The organism is Achromobacter pulmonis (assembly GCF_902859765.1).
In the GTDB taxonomy this organism is placed as follows: Bacteria; Pseudomonadota; Gammaproteobacteria; order Burkholderiales; family Burkholderiaceae_B; genus Achromobacter; species Achromobacter pulmonis.
Genome location: NZ_CADIJV010000023.1, coordinates 1 through 20,470, shown reverse-complemented (window position 1 = coordinate 20,470; position 20,470 = coordinate 1). Strand labels below are relative to the sequence as shown.

The window sequence follows — 20,470 nt, the reverse complement described above, 5'->3', positions numbered from 1 at the left end:
ACACTCTTTCTCCTCGGGCCGCATGCCCGTAACGCGTATTCATGCCAGCCGCCGCACGGCGCCGGCCCAAAAAGACAGTGCATTGGCAAAAGCCCCCACGGCCTCGTCCAGCGCCAGATCGCCGCTGGCCGGCTGCAGCGTCTGTTGCAGCCACAGGGCCCGGTCCTGCGGGTCGACCACGCAGCAGGCCGCATGGCGCGACAGCATGCCGGCGGCCAGCTTGCCAAGCTCGATCACCAGGGCATCGCGCTCGGCCTGCCCGGCCGGCAGCGGGCACAGGCGCGCGCTCAGGGCCAGCCACCCATCGCGCGCCGGCTGCAGATGCACGCGATAGGCCTGGTCGATCACCACGGTGAGGCGGCCATCGGCGCGGGTCGAAGGCGGCAGGCCGTGGCGCGCCGCATAGGCCGAAATCAGGGGGTGCTGGGATGCATTCATGTCGGGTCTTCCGGATTGCCAGCCAGCTTCCTGACCAGCCGCAGGACTTCGGCGACCGGCTCGATCAGCTCGCTGGGAATGTATTGATCGGGTTGCGCGGACGCCATCAGCGCCCGCGCCAGGGGAATGTTCTGCATCACCGGCACGCCAGCCTCGCGCGCCGCTTGCATCATCTGCTCGGCCAGCGCGCCCTCACCCTTGGCCAGCACCACCGGCAGCGGCGTTTCGTCGGGTTCGTAGTAGATCGCCACCGCCAGGTGGGTGGGATTGGTCACCAGCACCGACGCCTTGCGCGTGCTGGCGACGGCGCCATGCATCACCATTTCCTGGTGCAGGTGCTTGCGCTTGTGCTTGATGTGGGGGTCGCCCTCCATCTCCTTGAATTCCTGCTTGATGTCTTCCTTGCTCATCATCAGCCCCTTGCGGTACTGCATGCGCTGCCAGACGAAATCGGCCAGGGAAATCACCACATATGCCACCGCGATGTTCACGATCAGCGTGCGCATCATGCCGCCCACGCCCGCCTCCAGCCCGGCCAGGCCGCTGTGCGGCACCGCCATCAGCTCGGGCAACGCATCACGCACCACCAGCGTCACCAGCACCGACAGGAACGCGATCTTGATGATGGATTTCAGCAACTCCACCAGGTTTTTCTTGGAGAAGATATTCTTCAGGTTGCTCATCACATTGAGCTTCTTGGCTGAAGGCTTGAGCTTCTCGAACGCCAGCACCACCCCCACCTGCAGGAACTCGGCGAACATGCCGATCACCAGCACGATCAGCACGAACGGCAGCACCAGGTAGACGGCCTCGCGCAGGGCCGCCTCCAGCGCCACCGGCAGCGCCTGCTCGAACGGCTGCCCCACCAGCGTCGACGGAATCAGGACCAGCCGGCCCAGGGCCTCGATGATGCCGTGGGCATTGCCCAGCATGTAGCCGAACAACGCCAGCACCAGCAGCGTCTGGGTGAAGTCCTTGCTGTGCGCGACGTCGCCTTTCTGGCGCGCTTCGCGCAGCTTCTTCTGGGTTGGCTGTTCGGTTTTTTCGCCGCTCATGGCGCCCGCCATTGGTTGTCCAGGAACGGCAAGGCCACGCCGATCTGGCCGGTGGCCTCGGCGGCGTACTCGAACAGCGTGCTCATGTACAGCACCATCACCAGCAATGCCAGCGCGCTCTTGATCGGCATGGCCAGGAAGAACACCTGCAATTGCGGCGCGAAGCGGCTGACCAGCGCCAGCCCGACCTCGGCCAGGAACATCGAGATGATGGCGGGCGCGGCGAACAGCAGCGTCAGCCGCAGGAAACGGCCCAACTGGTCCAGCATCAGCGGCACGCTTTCGCGCCGCAGGGTCGGCGCCCAGTCCCACAGGTCCCACAGACGGAAGCTGTCGTACAGCATGGTCAGCATCAGCATGAAGCCGCCGCCCACCAGGAAGAACACCATGAACGCCTGGTTGAACAGGATGCCCAGGGGCGACGAGTCGTTGCCGGTGGCCGGGTTGATGGTGGCGCCCAGACTGGCGCCGCGCTGATTGTCGACCACGAAGCCCACCGCCTCGAAGATCCAGAACGGAATCGCCACCAGGAAGCCCATCACCAGGCCGATGAAGACTTCCTTGGCCACCAGCAGCACCAGATCGACCGCGCTCAGCTCGATCACGGCGTAGCGCGGCGCCAGCGCCGGCACCAGCACCAGGCCGATGGCGGCGCACAGGGCGTAGCGCAGCATGCCGGGCAGCAGCTGGCGGTTGAACAGCGGCAGCATCGCGCACAGCGCCAGAATGCGCGGCTGCGTCAGCGCCAGCGTCCCCAGGAAGACTTTGGCTTCGGCGTAAGTGATGCCCGAGATCATGATGGCCGGCCGCTCCTAATGGATCTTGTAGAAGAGGTCGAACACGGAAATCGTGAAGTTGTACAGCTCGGCGCTGAGCCAGCGCGCCGTCAGCATGATGGTGGCGAACACCGCGATCAGCTTGATGGCGAACGACAGCGTCTGTTCCTGGATCTGCGTCAGGGCCTGGAACAGCGAAAACAGGGTACCCACGATCGCCGCCACGGCGATCGGCGGCAGCGACAGCCACAGCACCAGGTAAAGCGCCTGGGTCATGTACGAGACAAGATCGACGGTTCCCATGGTGGCCTCAGGTGTAGGACAGCACCAGGCCCTGGATCAGCCGCGTCCAGCCGTCGACCATGACGAACAGGAACAGCTTCAGGGGCATGGAGATCGTGACCGGCGACACCATCATCATGCCCATCGCCAGCAGGATGTTGGACACGATCAAGTCGATGATGACGAACGGCAGGTACAGCAGGAAGCCGATCTGGAAAGCCGCGGTCAGCTCCGACAACAGGAACGACGGAATCAGCACCAGCAGGTCGTCTTCCTTCAGGTTGCGGGCCTGCTGCTCGCCCCACAGGCCGCGGGCGGTGCGCAGGAAGAAATCGCGCTGCTCGGCGCGGCTGTTCTTCAGCATGAATGCGCGCATCGGTTCGGCGCCGCGCGTCACCGCGTCGAGGATGCCTTCGAGCCGGTCCGGCTCGGGCGCGCCCGGCGCCACCGCCGCCGGCGGCGCGCGCAGTTCGTCACCGATCTGCATCACCACCGGCCCCATGACGTAGGCCGACAGGATCAGCGCCAGCCCGTACAAGGCCATGTTGGGCGGCACCTGCTGTACCCCCAGGGCATTGCGCACCAGCGTCAGCACCACCGCGATCTTCAGGAACGACGTGGTCATGACCGCGGCCAGCGGCACCAGCGCCAGCAGCGCCAGGACCACCGCCAGACTGATCGGATCCGCGCCGTTCATGCGCCTGCCTTGCCGAGGCGGTGCAGCGTCACGCCGATGCGGCCATCGATCTCGACCAACTCGCCGCTGCCCACCAGCGCGCCGTTGGCGCGCACCAGCACCGGCCCGTCCGCCAGCGGCCGCGCCAGGTCGAAGGTCTCGCCAGGCTGCAACTGGCGCAGCTCGCCCAGGGTGATCTGGCGTTCGCCCAGTTCGAAAGTCAGTCGGACGGGGATGGCGTCGATATCGAGCGGCGTCTGATCGCCCGCGTCGGCGTCCAGCGGCGGTTGCGGCGTCTCGGTCATGAGGGAGGTCCAGCCTTGGGTAACGAGGTATGAGGAATCCTGGCGGCGCACGCGCAGCCCCTGGCCGCCAGCGCCAAGCCACAGCTCGCCGTCGGGCGAGATCAGGCAATGGTCGAGGAACACGGTGTCGCGCGGCGCCAGGCTGCGCAACTCGGCCGCGCCCAGGTGGGTCCATCCCAGGCAGGCGGCAAGGCGCACCGGCACGGCGTCGGCGTCGATATCGTTGGCCGCGGGCGCGGCACGGCCGATCAGGCCGGCCAACAGCATCAGGCCCAGGCCATCGGCCGCCAGCGTGGCGTAGACCGTATCGCCGCTGGCGGGATGGCGCGCGGCGAGCGTCCAGTCATGCGGCAGCGCCGGCGCCGGGGTGTCGCGGCCGACCACCCGCAGCGGGCCGCCGGGCGATGCCTGGCCCAGACCCGCGACCACTTCGGCCAGCAAGGTCTCGATGGCAGCCAGCGCCAGGGCCGGCGGCAGCTCGCCGGCATCCAGGTCCGGCAGACGCGCCGCCAGCCAGGCCTCGGCTGCGCCTGCCGGCAGGCCCAGGCGCAGCCGCGCGCCGGCCCATTCCAGATCGGCCGACAGCGTGGCCGACTGCCGCACGGCGTCGGGCACGCCAGGCGTGAAGCCCAGGCGCCAGCGCGCGGGTTCGGCATCGCTGCCGGCCAGCGGCGCCAGCATGACCGTCAGGTCGGCGCCATGGCGGGCGATCAGCGAGCGCGCGCGGGCCTCGTTGCCGGACAGGCGCGGCAACGGCAGCGGAGAAGGGGAAAATGAAGTACTTGCGGTCATGGGTTCCAGGGATCAACGGAGCGGCGCGTCGGCGTCGGTCTCCGCCAGGCAGGGGTCTTCCGGGTCATCGGTGCCGACGCGCACGCGCGTCGGCCGGCACAGGCTCTCGGCCAGTTGCTCGGCCAGCGGCCGCGCCAGACTGGCCAGGCGTTCACGCGAGGTCTCGCTGGCGCAGCTGAAATCGGCGACGACGCGGCCCTCGGCCTCGTAGACCGACACGCTGACGCCGGGCAGCACCTCATCCTTCAATTCCACTCGCACCTGGCGCCGGCCCTGGCTGCCATCGGCCACCTGCAGTTGCTCGGCGCTGCCGAGCAGCGCCTGCGTCAATGCCTGCGGCGGCGCGGCGGCAGGCTGGGCGGTCTCGGCGCGGCCGGCGCCGAACAGCGAAAACGGCGACGGCGTGGCCGGCGCATCGGCCGGCGCGGCCTCGCCGCCCTGCGCCATGGCCTGCTCGAACGCGCGCCGGTCGGCATCGCTGGCCTGGCGGCCAGGCGCCTGGCCGTCCGATTGGGCCAACCCCGACCCCTGGGCGATGGCGGTGTCCAGTCCGATGCGTCGGTCTATGCTCATGCCGGTTCGAACTCCTCGTGCTGTTCCCAGTCCTCGCGATCGCGCGACAGCGAGGCGGCCTCTTCCATTTCCTGGTCTTCCTTGTGCTCCAGCGCCTTGAGATGCTCGGCCAGGTGGATGCTGGCCAGTTCCACGAACTTGCCGGTCAGGCGCACCGCCTGCTGGTGCTGTTCGCGGCGCTCGGCCAGCGCCCGGGCTTCGTCGCGCAGGCGCTGCGCCGCCTGCTCCAATGCCTGTTCGCAGCGGCGCTCGCCGTCGCGCAGGCCGGCCACGCCCTGCAGCACGTTCTCGATCTCACGCACCCGCACCACGCGGCTGCACAGGTCGCGGTACATCGCGCGCTCGCGCCGCGCGGATTCGTCGCGGAAATCCGCCAGCGCCTGCTCGGACGCCTGGCGCGCGGCCTCGGCCTCGGCGTGGCGCTGACGCTGGCGCGACACCGCGATTTCGGCCTGGCCTTCGCGAAAGCGCTTGATGGCGAGCAGCTCGTCGAACACGCTCATGCCGTCCCCACGATGCCGCTCATCTGCGCCAGCGCCTCGGCCAGCGTGGCGCGTTCATCGGTGCGCTGGCGCAGGAACTGGTTGATGGCGCCGATTTTGTCGATGGCCTCGTCGGTCACCGCATCGCCGCCGCGCTTGTATTCGCCGATCTTCACCAGCAGCTCGACTTCCTGGTACTTGGCCATCAGTTCGCGCAGGCGGCCGGCGGCGCGCTTGTGCTCGGGCGTGATGACCGCATTCATGACGCGGCTGGCCGACGCCAGCACATCGATGGCGGGGTAATGATTGGCCGCGCCCAGCTTGCGCGACAGCACGATGTGGCCGTCCAGAATGGAACGGGTCTCGTCGGCGATGGGCTCGGTCATGTCGTCGCCCTCCACCAGCACCGTGTACAGGGCGGTGATGGAGCCGTGCTCGTTCATGCCGGCGCGCTCCATCAACTTGGGCAGCGTGGCGAACACCGAAGGCGGATAGCCGCGGCGGGTGGGCGGCTCGCCCGCCGCCAGGCCGATCTCGCGCTGGGCGCGGGCAAAGCGCGTCACCGAATCCATCAGGAACAGCACCCGCTTGCCCTGGTCGCGGAAGTACTCGGCGATGGCGGTGGCCACATAGGCGGCCTTGGCCCGTTCCATCGACGACTTGTCGCTGGTGGCGCAGACGATCACGCTTTTGCGCCGGCCTTCGCGACCCAGCTCATGTTCCAGGAATTCGCGCACTTCGCGGCCGCGTTCGCCGATCAGCGCGACCACCGTCACGTCGACCGCCGCGCCCTTGACCAACATGCCCATCAGCGTCGATTTGCCGCCGCCGGCGGCCGCGAAGATCCCCATGCGCTGGCCCTCGCCGCAGGTCAGCACGCTGTCCAGCGCGCGCACGCCGAGTTCCAGCGGCTGCGAGATGATGCGGCGCTTGAGCGGGTCGGGCGCCTCGGCGAACACGGGGTAGAACTTGCTGGCCTCCAGCGGCCCCAGCTCGGCCTCGTCCAGCGGCCGGCCCAGCCCGTCCAGCACCCGGCCCAGCAGGCCGGGCCCGACCGGCACCATGTGGGCGCGGCCGGTGGGGATGACCTCGGTGGCGGTGGAGATGCCATACATGTCGCCAATCGGCGTCAGCAATGCGGCATCGCGGGCAAAACCCACGACCTCGCCCTTCATCTCGAAGTTCTCGCCGGGGTTGCGCAGGATGCAGACCTCGCCCACCTTCACCGACGGCACCACCGCCTTGATGATGGTGCCGATCACCTGCGTGACGCGGCCCTTGATGCGCAGCGTCGGCGTGTCCTGCAGCGCCAGCGCCATCATCTCGGAGATGTAGTCGAACTGACGCATCGCTAGACCCGGCTGCCCAGGGTGCGCTGGAATGCCTGGCGCAAGGCCTGGATCTGCCCTTCCAGGCTGGCTTCGACCATGCCGATCTCGCTTTCCAGGATGCAGGCGCCGCGCGCCAGCCGGCCGTCGGCCAGGATGTCCAGGTAGCCGACGCCGGGATAGGCCGCCAGCAGGTCATTGATCTGCTCGCGCACGGTATCGACTTCCGCCGGATTCAGGCGCAGCGTCATCTGCTTCTGGTTGCGCACCACCGCCAGGGCGTTGCGCACCACCACCATGACCTTCTCGCGGTCATCGAAGCCATCGACCACCTTGCGCACGGCCGACATCACCAGCTCGACCATTTCGTTTTCGACGCCGGCGAAATACTCCACCGTGCGGCCGACCGTCTCGATCATTTTCTCGGCCTGGTCGAGCAGCGCTGCTTCGTGGCCTTCGTCATAGCCGCGCTGGCGCTCGGCCTCGAACGCCGCCTGAGCGCCGGCGACGATGGCGTCGGCCTGCGCCTGCGCCCGCGCCAGCAATTGGCCGGCATCGGCCCAGGCCGCCCTTTCGGCGGCCCGCAATATGCGCGCGGCGGGGTCGATGCGCCCGGCGCCGCCGGTGTCCGCGGCGCGCGGCGTCAGCGGATCGCGGGGAATGAGGAAAGCCATGTGGGATCCGTTTGCTTGAGCAGGGACAAGCCCAGCGACAGCGCCTGCGCTGCCGGTAGCGGCGCGGGCGCCGCGGGCAGGTCGGGCAGTTTCAGTTCGGCCCGCTGCGCCAGCTCGGGACCGCCGTCGCTCAGGGCCGCGCGCAGCGCGCCCAGGCCCAGCGTGTCGACCGCGGCGGCAGTGTCGTCCAATGACCAGGCGGCCGTCTCGGCCAGGCCTGCATGCAGGCCGCCGGCGGTGCGGCGGGTGAAATCCAGCAGGTCGGCGCCGAAGCGGCCGATCAGCGTGCGCACGTCGTCGCCGGCGATGACGCGGCGCAGCCATGGGCCGCACAGCACCGCGCCCAGCTGGCGCGCGCAGCGTGCCAGCGCATCCGGCGCCAGCAGCGCCAACGCCAGTTCGGGGCGGGTGGCATCGATGACCGGGCGCTGCCACAGGCCCAGCGTCTCCAGGATGTCGCGCGACCAGTGCCGATGCCAGGCCGGCGCCAGCGCAGGCGCCGCGGCGATCACGGCGAACGCGGCCGGCGGCGCATGGCGTTCATGGCGGCTCGGGTGCAGGGTGTGGCTGGGCAGCTGGTTGAATGCAACCAGCCTGCGATCCAGCACGGCCGACGCGTAAGCCATCGTCAACGGGCCTCGGCCGCGGGCTCGCGGCGCGCGGGCTGGGCGCGGCCAGGCATGCCATAGCGCCACAGCAGGTAGCCCAGGGCGGCGGCCAGGATCAGCACCAGCAGAATCAGCCCCACCAGCCAGGCCAGCAACGTCGCCGACGAATCCGCGCCGACCTCGATGCCCAGCACCTGCCGCGTGGCCATGCCGGCGGCCGGCGCCGAGGCCGCCGGTTGCGCCGACACCAGGGCGATCGAGACCCGGTCTTCCGTCAATCCTGGAATCGCGTGCGTCACCAGCTTGCGGATCTGCGGTTGCAGCGCGTCCAGGTTGTAGCCCGTTTGGTGCTTGATGAAGACCGCGGCGGTCGAGGGCGTGGTGTTTTCACCCACGCCACCGCGCTCGGGCAACACCACGTGGACTCTCGCGGCCAGCACGCCGTCCATCTGCGACAGCGTGTTGGTCAGCTCCTGCGACAGCGCGTAGATGTAGCGGGCGCGCTCTTCCAGCGGCGAGGACACCAGCCCTTCCTTGCGGAAGATCTGCCCCATGCCGTCGAAGCGTTCGCGCGGCAGGCCGCGCGCCCGCAGGATGTCGAGTGCGCGCGCCACCTGCGCGCCGTCCACCGACACCGCCACGCCGGCCTTGGTGGCGGCCTTCTGCGCGGCGATGCCGGCATCGAGCAGCACCGACAGCACCTCGTTGGCCTCGCTTTCGTTGGCGGCCGAGAACAGCTCCACGCGCGAGCCGCAAGCGGCCAGCAACAGCGCCAGGCCCAGCAGCAGCCAGCGCAGGCGCGACAGCGCCGCGGGAAAAGACAGGGTTGAAACAGCGTGCATTAGGACATCCTGACAAGCGAATCGACGTTCTGCGTGGTGCGCGAGACCGCCTTGCCGACCAGTTCGTACTGCACCGACACCTGCACCAGGTCGGCCTGCAGCCGCAGCATGTCGGCAATGGCCGGCGCGGACGACATGGCATCGAGACGGCCGGCGATGTTTTGCCACTTCTCCGAATACTCGGTGGTGGTACTGCGCAGGCTGGCCAGAATCTGGTTGCCGAGCGTGGCAGGCGCGGCGTCGATCGCGGGCGTGAAGGCCGATTGCAAAGCAGCCTGCAGGCCGGTGAGCGCGGGCGCGCCCGCTTCGGGCGCGGCCATCAATTGGGCGAAGCGTTCCGTGACCAGCTCGGACGGCGCGGTCTTGACCGTGTCCAGCACGGGCGCCATTGCGGCGGAAAGCGCGGTGATCTCCATATTTATCCTAGGACTTGTTCACACGGGAAGGGTCGTCGTTCATTTCGGCCGGCAAGCCCAGCAGCGAACGGGCCAGCGCGATGCCCTCCGCGCCCTCGCCGCCTTGCGCGCAGGCTTGCAGCAGGCGCGTGCTTTCAGCAGTGCGGCCAGCCAGTTGCAGCGCCAGCCCGCGCCAGGCCGCCAGCAGCCCGCGTTCAGCCGCCGCGCTGGCCTCGCCCTGCTCCAGCAGCCGCACCGCCTCGTCCGCCCGGCCCGCGTTCAGGCGCGCCACCGCCAGTCCCAGCCAGGGATAGGCGCGGCCCGGCCGCAAGGCGCGCAGCGCCTGGAAGATGACATCGGCGCGCGCCACGTCACCGCGGCCGGCGGCCAGGAATCCCACTTCGGTCAAGACGCGCGCGTCGTCGGCATCAAGCACAAAAGCCGTCTCATCCGAGACGGCTGCTGCCGAGCCTGCTTCGACCCTATCGTTCATATCGTTTCCGGTTCACGGCAGGGCGCCTTTGTCGAGCAGCGCCAACAGGCTGGCCGCGCGCGCCCCCAATGGCGCATGGCTACTGTCAGCCTGGGCGGCCTGCGCCACCAGTTGCAACGATTCGCGCGCCGCCCCGGTCTGCGCCAGCGCCAGCTGGCATTCGGCCACGCGCAGCGTGGCCTCCGGCGCCAACGGGTACAACACGCCGATCAGCGAATAAATCCGGATCGCCTCGTCAAAACGGGCCTGCATCTGCAGGCACAGCGCCAGCCCGGTCAGGTAATGCTTGCGGGTCGGACCGTACTGCGACAGGAAGGCAAACAGCGGCAGTGCCTGGGCGTACTGGGCCTGCGCCACGTGGGCGTAGGCCATGGCGTAGATCACCTCGAGCTGGTCGGCGGTGAGCCGCTGGCTGCCGGGCAAGGCGGCCAGGCCGTCATACAGTTGCTGCCCGAAGGCGCTGCGCGAGGTCGCGGGTGAGGATAGGGACACTTGGTTCGCTCCGATATTGATGCCATTCAGACCATGGCGCGCTTGCCGATATTGGCGGTGACCTGGCTCATGCTGTCGGCCGCCGCATTGATCATCTTGCTGACCATCTGCATCGACTCGTCCATGGCCTGCATCACGCTCTTGATCCGGTCACGGTCTTCTTCCATCGAGGCCTGCAGCTTGACCAGCAAGGCCTCCAGCGCCTTCTTGTCGGCCAGCACCTTGTCGGCCGCCTCCTGCGCCTGCGCCGACTTGATGGTCTCGGCGCCGGTGATGACCTGCCCCGTCCCCTTGGCCACGGCGGCCGCGCCCGATGCCACCTGGCCAGCGGTCTTGACGGTATCGGCCACGCTGCGCGCGGTCTGCGAGCCGACGTTGGCGGCCGCGTTGGCCCCGGCCGACACGGCGCCGGCGCCGAACGAGGCAACCGCCATCACCACCCCGACCGTGATCGTCGCGGCCAAGCCGACCGCCATGGCGATATAGCCCGCGGTCTGCGGGTCGGCCCCGGCCACCACCGCGATGGCGCCGGCCATCTTGCCCAGCGCGCCGGGCTCGATCAGGACCGCGCCCGTCATCAGCATGGACGCGCCGGCCACAATGTTGCCGATCTTCTCGGCCAGTTCGGGCTCGACGCCGAAGGCCTGCAGCAGCTTGCTCACGGCCTGGGTGATCAGATTGCTGATGCTGATCTCGGGGCCGCCGCATTCGGCCGATATCTGGTTCGCCAACAGGCTGACCGCGCCCGCCACCGCGATCGCCGCCAGCGTCACCATGACCGGACCGGCGGCGCCGCCCGTGACGGCCGTGGCCGCCACCGCCGCCACCACCATCAGCGCCGCCGCGATCGCGGCCACGATGGCGCCGATCCAGCCGAATATCTTGCCCAGGATGCCGCCTTTCTCGGCTTCCTTGCTCTTCTGGATCCATTCATCGACCTTGCGGGCCTGCTCTTCGTTGTTCTTGGCCTGCTCGATGCGGTTGTTCTCGATGTTCTCCTTGGCCGAGCGCAATTGCGCATCCTGAGTCTTGCCCTGCAGGGCGCGCAGCAGGTCCACCATTTCGGCGGCCGAAAACTCGCGGCTCGGCGGAGCGATGGCGGGCTTGCCATTGGCGTTGGTGACGCCGTCGCCGCCGCCGCTGCGCGCCTGCGCCACGCTCGATGCCCACTGCGAGGCCAGGGCGGCCAGGTCCAGGCCGCTGGCGGCGCGCAGGGCGGCTTCGGCCGCCGCGCCCGTGGCGGCGCCCGCGCCGGACGGGTCCAGCGCCGGCGTCAGCCCGGCATTGCCGGTGGAAGGGCGGATGTCCATGATCTTGGCTCCCCTGGCAGGCTCAGAGATTGCGGGCGATGCCGCGATTGGTTTCGCTGCGGCTCTGTTCGATCGCGCCGAGCTTGTCGCGGATATCGCGGATGACGTCCATCATCTGCTGCATCACGTCGTTGGCGTGTTGCGCCCCCGATTCGGCGACCTTGGCATCGGCTTCCAGCCGCGATCGCTCCGCGTCGGCCAGGCCCGCCTTCTGGTCATAGGCCGCCTGGACAATGCCGCCCACGCCGCCGGTCATGCCACTCAAGCCCTGGCCGATGCCGGCGGAATTGGTGGCAAAGCCATCCAGCCTGGCCTGCGTCACGGTCTGCTGCGCGGTCAACGGGCTGGACGTGGTGGTCATGCGGGCCGAGGCCCCCGTGGCCGCCACGCCCGCGGCGCCGATGCCGGCCTGCATGGCCCCGCCGACGATCTGGCTGATGCCCTGCGCCAGCGCCCCCTTGAAGCGTTCTTCGGCCGCTTCCTTGATCTTGTCGGCCGCGGCCAGCAGCGACTGCGTCTGCGCATCCAGCGAGGCGGCGCGGTCGGCCCGGGCCGCGTTGCGCTGTTCCTGCGAGATCTTCTGCAGCAGGGCCATCACCGCGTACATGTCGGTATCGGCATTGGCCATCAGCTTGTTCAGCGCATCGGCCGCGCCCGCGATGTCCCCCTGACCAGGCGGCGGCAGGCCCAGGGACGCCAGTTTGTCGGCGGCGCCGCCCTTGCCGACGAACTGGGTGGCATCCAGCGAGGTATAGCCGGGGGTTGCCGCCTGCGCGGCTTCCGCGCCGGCCAGCGGATCGAGCAGCGCCGGATTGATGGCGCCCGGGTTGTTGACGTTGATCATCTCAATTCTCCTTGGCGCCACGCGCCGCCAGCAGATCGCGCAGGCCGCGCGCGCGCTCGGCCAGCGCGGCATGGCGATCCGGTTTGCACATGGCCAGCGCCAGGTCGCACGACTGCAGGGCGGCGGCGGGTTGTCCCATTTCGAGCAGGCATTGGGCCGCATGGAACACGGGCGCCGGCTCCAGCGGGTCAAGCAGCGTGGCGGCCATGTACTGCTGCAGCGCATCGGCGTGCTTGCCCATGGCCTGGGCCGTGGCGCCCAGCGCCACCAGGTAGCGATGCTCGGTGTGGTCCAGCGTCACCAGGTAGGCCAGCACCTTGAGCGCATCGGCATAGCGCCCCTTTTCATACAGGCCATAGCCCAGGGCGTAGAGCGCCTCGCACTCGTCGGCGGTCATGCCCTTGAGCTGGCCCAGGCTGCCGCCCCGGGCCATCTGGTCAACGATCTGATCATGCAGCGCTGCGTATTCCGCGCCGGTCATCGGCGCCTGGGCGGCGGTATTCATGGCGGGCTCCCGGGCGGCTGGGTCAGACCATCGTGCGCGGACGCTTGACCGGGGCGCCCGGCGCCCGCGGCGTGCTGCGCTGGCGCGCATAAGCGGCTTCCTGCTCGACCTCGCGGTCGACCGCCTCCATGTCCTGGCGGAACAGCGCCTCGGCTTCCTCGCGCTGGCGCTCGTCCATCGGCTGCGCCTGGAGCGTGGCGCGGACCTTGTCCGGATCCAGCCCCAGTTTGCGCAGGTTGTCGTCGGATGCCTCGATGGACCGCTGGGCTTCGCGCACGGCGGCGTCGGCGCGTTCGATAAGGTCCTGGATGTTCTGGTCTTGGGTGTCGGCCATTGCCGTTCTCCGGATTGCGGGCAGGTGGAAAGGAAGGAGGATCAGCGCATGTTGCCGATGATCGACGAACGGCTGTCCTGCATCTTCTTGATGAAATTGGTCATGGTGTCGAAGGCCTCGTTGCGCTTGTTCGACAGGCTTTGCAGGCGCAGCATGTCCATCTGCTGGCTGTTGCTGGCGGAATCGAGCTTGCTCTTGAGGTCGGAAATGGCCTTTTCCAGCCCTTCACGGGTCGGCATGCCGGTCACGGTGGCGCCGACGACATTGCCGGCGGCATCCTTGATCGGCGTCGCCGTCACCGGCGCCGGATCCATGCCCAGCTTGAACGCCTGGGTCGCGTATTCGGTGGCCAGCGTCTTGTTGGTGGGCGTGCCGGCGCCTTCGCTGACTCTGTCGCCCGGTTTGGCGTCCTTGGAGTCCAGCGTGCCCTTCATGCCGTTGAGCTTGGCCTGCATGTCGTTGAGCGCGCCGGTCAGTTCGTTGCGCTTCTGCACTTCCTCGATCTGGCTCTTGAGCTGGCTGTCCAGCAGTTTGGTGCGCTCGATCTGCACCATCATCAGGGCGGTCTCGATGTCCATGCCCGAAAGATCGGTCATGTTGATGGCGCCGACGCCGGCGGGGTTCATGTTCACGCTCATGGAAGAAGCTCCTGGTCCGGCCCTATCGTCCGGGTTCGATGTTGCGGTTGACCGACTATGCAGCGTAAGTAACGGAACCCGGCTTCAGGTTCCACGAATCTTCTCGGAAATCGCCATCCGGCTGTCCTGCATCTTCCTGACGTAATTGCTCAGCATGTCGGCCGACTCGTTGCGGCGGTTCATCAGTGCCTGCAGCCGCAGCATCTGGTCCTGCTGCAGGCTCGAAGCCTCGTCGATGGCGCCCTGGACCCGGGTCACGGCCTGGCGCAGCTCGCCATATTCCGAGTCGTAGCGGATGCCGCCCGGGCAGCGATTAAGGGTTTGCCCGGGGTAGTCGGGGGTCATGAAGCCATCGTGGCCCGCCATCTGGTCGACCAGCTCCGCGGCCAGCAGATAGCCGCCCAGGTCGCCCTCGTCGCGCCAATGCGCCAACTGATCGGCCTGATCGGCAGGCAGGTAGGCGCGGGCAAAGTCCTTCATGTCGCCCATGTGGCCGAACAGGCGCCAGGAGTTGCTGTCGGCGGCGAACCCCAGGTTGAGGCCAGCCTCGGCCGCCGCCCGATTGATGCGATCGGCCAGCGCGAAGCTCCAGCCACCGCTGGCGTCGTCCCATTCCTTGTCGTACTTGGCGCCCGCGTTGAACTGCGCCTGCACCGCCTTCAGGCCGGCCTGCACCGTGTTGAGCAGCTCAAGGCGGCGGTTGAGCGCGCGCAATTCCTGGATCTGCGTCTCGACCTGCTTGTCGAGCAGCCGCCCACGCTCGCCCTGCACACTGAGCATGGCAGTCTCCTGGTCGGCGCCCACCAGGTCGGCGCCACGCACACCGCTGGAACTCTCCAGCCCCACGCCCCCCCCAGGTTGGGCTGGCTGCCGCTCACAGGTCCGGTCATCATCCGCCCCCGTTCACGCCATCAACGCATGTTGCCAATGATGGACGACCGGCTTTCCTGCATCTTCTTGATGAAGTTGGTCATCACATCGAAGGCTTCGTTGCGCTTGCCGGTCAGCCCCTGCAGCCGCAGCATCTCCATCTGCTGGGTGTTGCTCAGGTTGTCGAGCGAACTCTTGATTTCGGTGACCGCCTGCTTGTTGGCCTCGATGGTCTTGCCATTGCTGGCGATCTGGGCCTCGAGCGCCGAAATCTTGGCGCCCAGCTGGTCGACGAAGCCCTGCACCACCCGCCCCTTCGCGTCCATGGTGCCGTTGCGATCGACATCGCGGGGCGCGTCGTCGCCGGTCGGGATCGTCAGCCCCGCCGCCTTGATCTGGTCAAGCGTGGCGTGCGAAAGCGCCTTGTCGTCGCCCTGCCCCCCCAGGACAAGCCGTACCAGCCCTCGGGGTTCGGACACTTGCTCGCCGACAGGCGCCCCTGCAGATCCTTGAGCTGGTCGATCTGCCCCTGCAGCGCCACGCTGGACGACTCCAGCTTCAGGTTCTCGGCGTTCTTCGCATTCATCGACTCGTTCAGGCCCGCCATCTGCGCATTGCGGCCGTTGACCGAATCCAGCTGCTGGCGCAGGGCGTCCTCCAGCAACTGCGAACGCTGGGTCTGCACCGCCATCAGCGCGGTCTCCAGATCCATGCTCGACAGGTCCATGCCCGCGACACTCCCGACTCCCACTCCGGAAACCGTAGCCATTCCTTTCTCCTTGATTCGGCCGCTGGCGCCGCTGCACGGCGCCTGGACGGCACGGGTTAACCCTGAAATTCGGTGCGGCGCGTCCGGGTTCCGGGGAATCCGCGGCCTGCCGGTGTACGTAACCGGCGGCCGGCCTTGGTTCCATGCAGACAGGATGGAACTTTCCTCGCCCAGCCGTTACTACCCCAGACCATGCGCGGCTGTCAGCCGCCCTTTCCCGCGCCCTCATGAACCGTATCGACGCCGGCCTGCCCGCCTCCGCCTTCTCGTCCACGACCTCGCATGCCGACTCCCAGCACGGCCAGCAGCAGGTCGGCACGATGCTGGGTCAGGCCGCCATGGCGGTCGAAGGCGAAGTCTCGCTGGCCGATGCTGCCGAGGAACTCAGCCTGCACATGGCCGAGAAAACCGAGGACAAACACCACGCCGAGCGCAAGATCGGCCGCGAAGCGCCGCTGCAACTGCTCAGCACCGAAGCCATCGTGGCCTATCTGGCCGAATCGCACGACGCCGATGCCCAGGAAAAGCTGATCGAGCTGGCGCGCCATCTGCTGGCCGGCCGCGCCGATCCGCGCCAGGCCGCGGCCCAGGCATTCGGCGATCCGGCCCGGCAATACCTCGGCCTGCAATACGCGCTGCGCCAGGGCGAGCGCGAGGGCGCGCCCGAAGCGGTGCTCGACGGGCTGCGCGAGGCGCTGGCCGACCTGGAACTGGAAAGCGGTCCGCAGATCCGCGCCAGCCTGAACACCGTCGGCGCGGCCGCCGGCTACGCCGACGACGCCCAAGGGGTAGCAGATTTCCAGCGCACCTACCAGGACGTGGTGCTGGGCGAAAACTCGCTGGCCAAGACCCTCTCGCTGGCGCTGGAACGTTTCGGCGGACAGGACGTGACGCGCGGCCTGCAACAACTGATCCAGGCGCTGGGCCTGGACCTGGCCGCGGCGCGCCCCTCCACCAGCCCCGACCGGTTGCAGGCCCTGATGCAGGACCTGTATCAACTGGGCGTGGCCGTCACCGTGCTGGACGGCTGCGGCGAACTCGGCGAAAAGATGGCGCGCGAACACGGCAAGCCGTTGGCGGCCGAGCGGCTGATGCAGGACCTGGTCAACATCAGCAACGAAAAGTGGCTGTCGGAATCGCGCTTCACCGCCCTGGCGGCCTCGCATGGCGCCGATTCGGTCGCCGCGCGCATCGCTTTCCTGGGCGGCGTGCGGGCGGTGCTCAAGGACCTGCCGCTGCCGATGTTCCCCGACATGGATGCCCGCCAGTCGGCCTTGGGCGCGGCGCAACTGGCCCTGGACGCGGCCATCGACGAGGAATACGAATGAACAGCCTGGATCGCGCCCTCGGCGCCTTCGGCGAAAGCATCGGCCTGGAACGGCTGGCCCTGGGTCCGCGCGGCAACCTGGCGCTGCAACTGGACTCGGGCCGCCGGGTCGCCATCGAGGCGGCCGCGACCGAGGTGCTGGTCTATGTGTCGGACCCGGTGCCCTACGACGCCGCACCGCGCCTGCTGCGGGCCTGGCGGCGCGCGCACCATGCGCACCTGGACGGCGCCCCGGTGCAGGCCGCCCTGCGCGAACAGGACGGCATTCCCCGCCTGCTGGCCCTGACCCGCCTGCCCATCGACCACAGCGACGCGCCCGCGCTGCGGCAGGCGGTGGAGCGGCTGGCGCGCTGGCTCGACGACACCCGCACCGACTGACCCTGGCGACGGAGACCCCCACACCATGTCCGATATGCGCATCAGTGGTTTCGCCTTCGACCGCGGGCTGGACGGCATTTCCTATGCCGGCCGCGAAGCCGCCGGCCAACACCTGCCGGAACGCCAGGAGCTGGCGCCGCCCACCGACGGCGTCAAGGCGCAACTGGCTCAGTTGCTCGACACGCCCAATACCGGCCGCTACCTCGACCAGCAATTGCGCCCCGCCATCGCCAACCGCGACCTGCTGCTGCCCGGCAAGTTCGCGCAGACCCTGCAAGCGACGCTGGACAGCCTGGCCGCCGCGGCCGAGCAGCGCCAGGACGCCAGTCCGGACGAGGCGCGCGCGCTGAACCGCGCGGTGCGGCTGCTCAAGGACGAAGCCGGACTGCGCGACCTGGTCACCATGTATCGCAGCGCGCTGTACCAGGGATGAACGCGTCCATGCTCCTGCCGCCCGATGCCCGCGAGCTGCTCAGCCTGCTGGCCTACGTCTATCTCGAAAACAACCGGCCCGAAAAGACCGCGGTGTTGCTGAATGCCCTGCGCACGCTGGGGTTGGCCGACGGCCGCCAGTTGGCCACGCTGGCACTGGCGCAGTTGCGCGCCGGCAAGCCGGACGCGGCCCTGTCGACCCTGGACCAGCTGGCCATGCAGGGCGGCGTCGACGCGCCCTTCCACCTGATCCGCTCGCAGGCGCTGCTGGCCCTGGAACGCCGCGACGAGGCCGCCGCGGCCATGCGTGCCTATGTTGCCCTGCGGCCCGTCCCGGCGGCCGCCTCTACCGAAGCAGAAACGACTTGAGCCGTCCCATGCAAGCCCTGAACCGCGCCGTCGCCGTCGCCACCAGCCGCAACGATATCGTCCTGGCGGTGCTGATCGTCTCGATCATCTTCATGATGATCCTGCCGCTGCCGACGGCCCTGGTCGATGTGCTGATCGGCACCAACATGACGCTGTCGGCGATTCTGCTGATGGTGGCGATGTACCTGCCGTCGCCGCTGGCCTTTTCCTCCTTTCCCTCGGTGCTGCTGGTCACCACCCTGTTCCGCCTGGGCATTTCGATTGCCACCACCCGCCTGATCCTGCTGCAGGGCGATGCCGGCCACATCATCGAGACCTTCGGCAACTTCGTGGTGGGGGGCAACCTGATCGTCGGCCTGGTGGTGTTCCTGATCCTCACCATCGTGCAGTTCGTGGTCATCACCAAGGGCGCCGAACGCGTGGCCGAGGTGGCGGCGCGCTTCTCGCTGGACGCCATGCCCGGCAAGCAGATGTCGATCGACGCCGACCTGCGCGCCGGCACCATCGACATGGACGAGGCGCGCAAGCGCCGCTCGCTGGTGGAAAAGGAAAGCCAGCTCTATGGCGCCATGGACGGCGCCATGAAATTCGTCAAGGGCGACGCCATTGCCGGGCTCATCATCGTCTCGGTCAACCTGCTCGGGGGCATTCTCATCGGCACCATGCAGCGCGGCCTGTCCGCCGGCGAAGCGGTGCAGGTGTATTCGATCCTGACCATCGGCGACGGCCTGATCGCGCAGATTCCGGCCCTGTTCATCGCCATCTGCGCCGGCATCATCGTGACCCGGGTGCAGACCGGCGACGGCCCTTCCAACGTCGGCAAGGACATCGGCGCCCAGGTGCTGGCCCAGCCGCGCGCGCTGCTGATCGCGGCCGCCATCGCCATCGGCATGGGCCTGATCCCCGGCATGCCCACCCTGACCTTCCTGGCGCTGGCCGCGGTGGTCGGCACCGTCGGCTTCGTACTGCTGCGCGGCACCCGCAAGGTGGTGGACGAGAAGACCGGCGAAATCACCGAGATTCCGGCGCTGGCCGCCGACGGCCAGAAACCGCAGGCCAAGCCGCGCACCGATGGCAGCGCCGAATTCGCGCCCACCTTGCCGTTGATGATCGACGTGGCCGCCGCGCTGCAGCGCAGCTTCGATGCCGATGAGCTCAACGACGAACTGCTCAAGATCCGCCGCGCCCTGTATTTCGACCTGGGCGTGCCATTCCCCGGCATCCAACTGCGCTTCAACGACGCCCTGCCGCCGGACAGCTACAACATTCTGCTGTCCGAGGTACCGGTATCCCAGGGCAAGCTGCGCCCGGGGTCGGTGCTGGTGCGCGATACCGAGCAGAACCTGCAGGCGCTGCAGGTGCCGTATGAAACCGACAAGCGCTTCCTGCCGAACATCCCCACGCTGTGGGTCGAGGCCGGCCTGGCCCCGACCCTGTCGGCCGCCGGCATTCCCTTCCTGGACCCGCACCAGGTGCTGACCTGGCACCTGGCCTTCGTACTGAAAAAATACTCGTCGGATTTCATCGGCATCCAGGAAACCCGCTTCCTGCTGACCGCCATGGAAGACCGCTTCCCCGACCTGGTCAAGGAAGCGCTGCGCGTGATGCCGGTGCAGAAAATCGCCGAAATCCTGCAGCGGCTGGTGTCCGAGGACATCTCGGTGCGCAACCTGCGCGCGGTGCTGGAAGCCCTGATCGAATGGGGCCAGAAGGAAAAAGATTCGGTGCTGCTGACCGAATACGTGCGCGTCTCGCTCAAGCGCCATATCAGCTACAAATACTCCAGCGGCCAGAATATCCTGCCGGCCTACCTGCTCGCGCCCAATGTCGAGGAAACCGTGCGCGGCGCCATCCGCCAGACCTCCGCCGGCAGCTACCTGGCGCTCGACCCCAATGCCTCCAAGAAGCTGGTGGACAACATCAAGCGCGTCACCGGCGACCTGGCGGCGGCAGCGCAAAAGCCGGTGCTGCTGACCTCGATGGACATTCGCCGCTACCTGCGCAAGATGATCGAACAGGACCTGTACGAACTGCCGGTTCTGTCCTACCAGGAGCTGACCCAGGAAATCAACGTGCAGCCGCTGGCCAGGGTGGACCTGTGAATCCGCCCGCAACCGGAGCCCTGTCATGAGCGAAGCGCTGGAACTCCGCGTGCTGTCCGGCCTGCACCGCGACGCCCGCTGCCTGGTGGCCGATGGCTCGGTGCTGGGCGCCGATCCGGCCTGCGACATCGTGCTGGCCGACGACGGCATGGGGCCGCGCGCCGCGCGCGTGCGCATCGGCGAGGGCGGCTGGGACCTGGCGCTGGACGACGCCGCGCCGGCCCAAACGCCCGCCACCCCGTTCAACCGCCCGGTGCCGCTGGGCCCGGTCTGGATTACGGTGGCCCGCCGCGGCGACCCCTGGACCAACGCGCCCGACGCCGCCAACGATGCCGTCGCCCCGGCCGTGACCGCGCCCGAGGCGGCGCCGCCGCCCGAGAC

The 20,470-nt window shown here is 68.5% G+C and carries 28 protein-coding genes and 1 pseudogene; 6 read left to right on the top strand and 23 right to left on the bottom strand.

The features are described 5' to 3' along the window. Positions 1–39: 39 nt before the first annotated feature. The 23 genes from HV701_RS18450 to HV701_RS26840 all read right to left on the bottom strand — a co-directional run bounded on the left by HV701_RS18450 (position 40) and on the right by HV701_RS26840 (position 15,481). Positions 40–438, bottom strand: coding sequence for a CesT family type III secretion system chaperone (locus HV701_RS18450; protein ID WP_175134472.1), 399 nt, complete (start codon positions 436–438; stop codon positions 40–42). Further along, complete coding sequence (gene sctU / locus HV701_RS18445) at positions 435–1,493, bottom strand: type III secretion system export apparatus subunit SctU (RefSeq protein ID WP_175134471.1); 1,059 nt, start codon at positions 1,491–1,493, stop codon at positions 435–437. The genes HV701_RS18450 and sctU overlap by 4 nt, the downstream gene beginning before the upstream one ends. Continuing rightward, entirely contained in the window at positions 1,490–2,290 is an 801-nt protein-coding gene (sctT, locus tag HV701_RS18440) for a type III secretion system export apparatus subunit SctT (protein ID WP_175134470.1), read from the bottom strand. Before sctT ends, sctU begins: the two co-directional genes overlap by 4 nt. Before the next feature lie 15 nt (positions 2,291–2,305). Then, entirely contained in the window at positions 2,306–2,572 is a 267-nt protein-coding gene (gene sctS / locus HV701_RS18435; protein WP_175134469.1) for a type III secretion system export apparatus subunit SctS, read from the bottom strand. Between the two features lie 7 nt (positions 2,573–2,579). After that, positions 2,580–3,248, bottom strand: a complete 669-nt coding sequence (sctR, locus tag HV701_RS18430; protein ID WP_175134468.1) for a type III secretion system export apparatus subunit SctR — start codon at positions 3,246–3,248, stop codon at positions 2,580–2,582. Beyond that, entirely contained in the window at positions 3,245–4,324 is a 1,080-nt protein-coding gene (sctQ, locus tag HV701_RS18425) for a type III secretion system cytoplasmic ring protein SctQ (RefSeq protein ID WP_175134467.1), read from the bottom strand. Before sctQ ends, sctR begins: the two co-directional genes overlap by 4 nt. Before the next feature lie 12 nt (positions 4,325–4,336). Further along, positions 4,337–4,897, bottom strand: coding sequence for a hypothetical protein (locus HV701_RS18420; RefSeq protein WP_175134466.1), 561 nt, complete (start codon positions 4,895–4,897; stop codon positions 4,337–4,339). Then, complete coding sequence (locus HV701_RS18415; protein WP_175134465.1) at positions 4,894–5,400, bottom strand: type III secretion protein; 507 nt, start codon at positions 5,398–5,400, stop codon at positions 4,894–4,896. The genes HV701_RS18420 and HV701_RS18415 overlap by 4 nt, the downstream gene beginning before the upstream one ends. After that, positions 5,397–6,728, bottom strand: coding sequence for a type III secretion system ATPase SctN (gene sctN, locus HV701_RS18410; RefSeq protein WP_175134464.1), 1,332 nt, complete (start codon positions 6,726–6,728; stop codon positions 5,397–5,399). The genes HV701_RS18415 and sctN overlap by 4 nt, the downstream gene beginning before the upstream one ends. A gap of 2 nt (positions 6,729–6,730) precedes the next feature. Then, positions 6,731–7,381, bottom strand: coding sequence for an HrpE/YscL family type III secretion apparatus protein (locus tag HV701_RS18405; RefSeq protein WP_175134463.1), 651 nt, complete (start codon positions 7,379–7,381; stop codon positions 6,731–6,733). Then, positions 7,351–8,007, bottom strand: a complete 657-nt coding sequence (locus tag HV701_RS18400) for a SctK family type III secretion system sorting platform protein (protein WP_175134462.1) — start codon at positions 8,005–8,007, stop codon at positions 7,351–7,353. Before HV701_RS18400 ends, HV701_RS18405 begins: the two co-directional genes overlap by 31 nt. 2 nt (positions 8,008–8,009) lie before the next feature. Further along, a complete protein-coding gene (gene sctJ / locus HV701_RS18395) occupies positions 8,010–8,831 on the bottom strand; it encodes a type III secretion system inner membrane ring lipoprotein SctJ (protein WP_175134461.1) in 822 nt (273 codons plus the stop codon). Beyond that, entirely contained in the window at positions 8,831–9,247 is a 417-nt protein-coding gene (sctI, locus tag HV701_RS18390) for a type III secretion system inner rod subunit SctI (RefSeq protein WP_175134460.1), read from the bottom strand. Before sctI ends, sctJ begins: the two co-directional genes overlap by 1 nt. 7 nt (positions 9,248–9,254) lie before the next feature. After that, a complete protein-coding gene (locus HV701_RS18385) occupies positions 9,255–9,719 on the bottom strand; it encodes a tetratricopeptide repeat protein (RefSeq protein ID WP_244957902.1) in 465 nt (154 codons plus the stop codon). A gap of 12 nt (positions 9,720–9,731) precedes the next feature. Next, complete coding sequence (locus HV701_RS18380) at positions 9,732–10,211, bottom strand: SycD/LcrH family type III secretion system chaperone (protein ID WP_276512730.1); 480 nt, start codon at positions 10,209–10,211, stop codon at positions 9,732–9,734. 26 nt (positions 10,212–10,237) lie between these two features. Continuing rightward, a complete protein-coding gene (gene sctE, locus HV701_RS18375; protein WP_175134459.1) occupies positions 10,238–11,521 on the bottom strand; it encodes a type III secretion system translocon subunit SseC family protein in 1,284 nt (427 codons plus the stop codon). A 22-nt stretch (positions 11,522–11,543) separates the two neighbouring features. Beyond that, the gene (gene sctB, locus HV701_RS18370; protein WP_175134458.1) at positions 11,544–12,365 is read right to left on the bottom strand and encodes a type III secretion system translocon subunit SctB; all 822 of its coding nucleotides are present in this window, start codon (positions 12,363–12,365) and stop codon (positions 11,544–11,546) included. 1 nt (position 12,366) lies between these two features. Continuing rightward, entirely contained in the window at positions 12,367–12,870 is a 504-nt protein-coding gene (locus HV701_RS18365; RefSeq protein ID WP_175134457.1) for a SycD/LcrH family type III secretion system chaperone, read from the bottom strand. Between the two features lie 22 nt (positions 12,871–12,892). Beyond that, the gene (locus HV701_RS18360) at positions 12,893–13,204 is read right to left on the bottom strand and encodes a hypothetical protein (protein WP_175134456.1); all 312 of its coding nucleotides are present in this window, start codon (positions 13,202–13,204) and stop codon (positions 12,893–12,895) included. Positions 13,205–13,245: 41 nt separating this feature from the next. Next, the gene (locus HV701_RS18355) at positions 13,246–13,842 is read right to left on the bottom strand and encodes a hypothetical protein (RefSeq protein ID WP_175134449.1); all 597 of its coding nucleotides are present in this window, start codon (positions 13,840–13,842) and stop codon (positions 13,246–13,248) included. An 84-nt stretch (positions 13,843–13,926) separates the two neighbouring features. Further along, complete coding sequence (locus HV701_RS18350) at positions 13,927–14,664, bottom strand: hypothetical protein (RefSeq protein ID WP_175134455.1); 738 nt, start codon at positions 14,662–14,664, stop codon at positions 13,927–13,929. Between the two features lie 89 nt (positions 14,665–14,753). After that, positions 14,754–15,191: a hypothetical protein gene (locus tag HV701_RS26845; RefSeq protein ID WP_254595205.1), complete on the bottom strand. Its 438-nt coding sequence runs from the start codon at positions 15,189–15,191 to the stop codon at positions 14,754–14,756. Continuing rightward, the gene (locus HV701_RS26840; RefSeq protein WP_254595204.1) at positions 15,089–15,481 is read right to left on the bottom strand and encodes a hypothetical protein; all 393 of its coding nucleotides are present in this window, start codon (positions 15,479–15,481) and stop codon (positions 15,089–15,091) included. The genes HV701_RS26845 and HV701_RS26840 overlap by 103 nt, the downstream gene beginning before the upstream one ends. 227 nt (positions 15,482–15,708) lie before the next feature. On the opposite strand from HV701_RS26840, the gene sctW reads away from it, so the two are divergent. The 6 genes and pseudogenes from sctW to HV701_RS18315 form a co-directional block, all read left to right on the top strand. After that, positions 15,709–16,809, top strand: a complete 1,101-nt coding sequence (gene sctW, locus HV701_RS18340) for a type III secretion system gatekeeper subunit SctW (RefSeq protein WP_175134454.1) — start codon at positions 15,709–15,711, stop codon at positions 16,807–16,809. Continuing rightward, a complete protein-coding gene (locus HV701_RS18335; protein WP_175134453.1) occupies positions 16,806–17,186 on the top strand; it encodes a hypothetical protein in 381 nt (126 codons plus the stop codon). Before sctW ends, HV701_RS18335 begins: the two co-directional genes overlap by 4 nt. Positions 17,187–17,211: 25 nt before the next feature. After that, positions 17,212–17,619, top strand: coding sequence for a type III secretion apparatus assembly protein SctX (gene sctX, locus HV701_RS18330; RefSeq protein WP_175134452.1), 408 nt, complete (start codon positions 17,212–17,214; stop codon positions 17,617–17,619). Between the two features lie 8 nt (positions 17,620–17,627). Then, positions 17,628–17,987 carry a type III secretion apparatus assembly chaperone SctY gene (sctY, locus tag HV701_RS18325; protein WP_175134451.1) on the top strand — a complete coding sequence of 120 codons (360 nt, stop codon included), beginning with the start codon at positions 17,628–17,630 and terminating at the stop codon, positions 17,985–17,987. Between the two features lie 8 nt (positions 17,988–17,995). Next, positions 17,996–20,089, top strand: a complete 2,094-nt coding sequence (sctV, locus tag HV701_RS18320; RefSeq protein ID WP_175134450.1) for a type III secretion system export apparatus subunit SctV — start codon at positions 17,996–17,998, stop codon at positions 20,087–20,089. Positions 20,090–20,114: 25 nt separating this feature from the next. Continuing rightward, a pseudogene (locus HV701_RS18315) lies at positions 20,115–20,470 on the top strand (type III secretion system inner membrane ring subunit SctD); the annotation flags it as partial.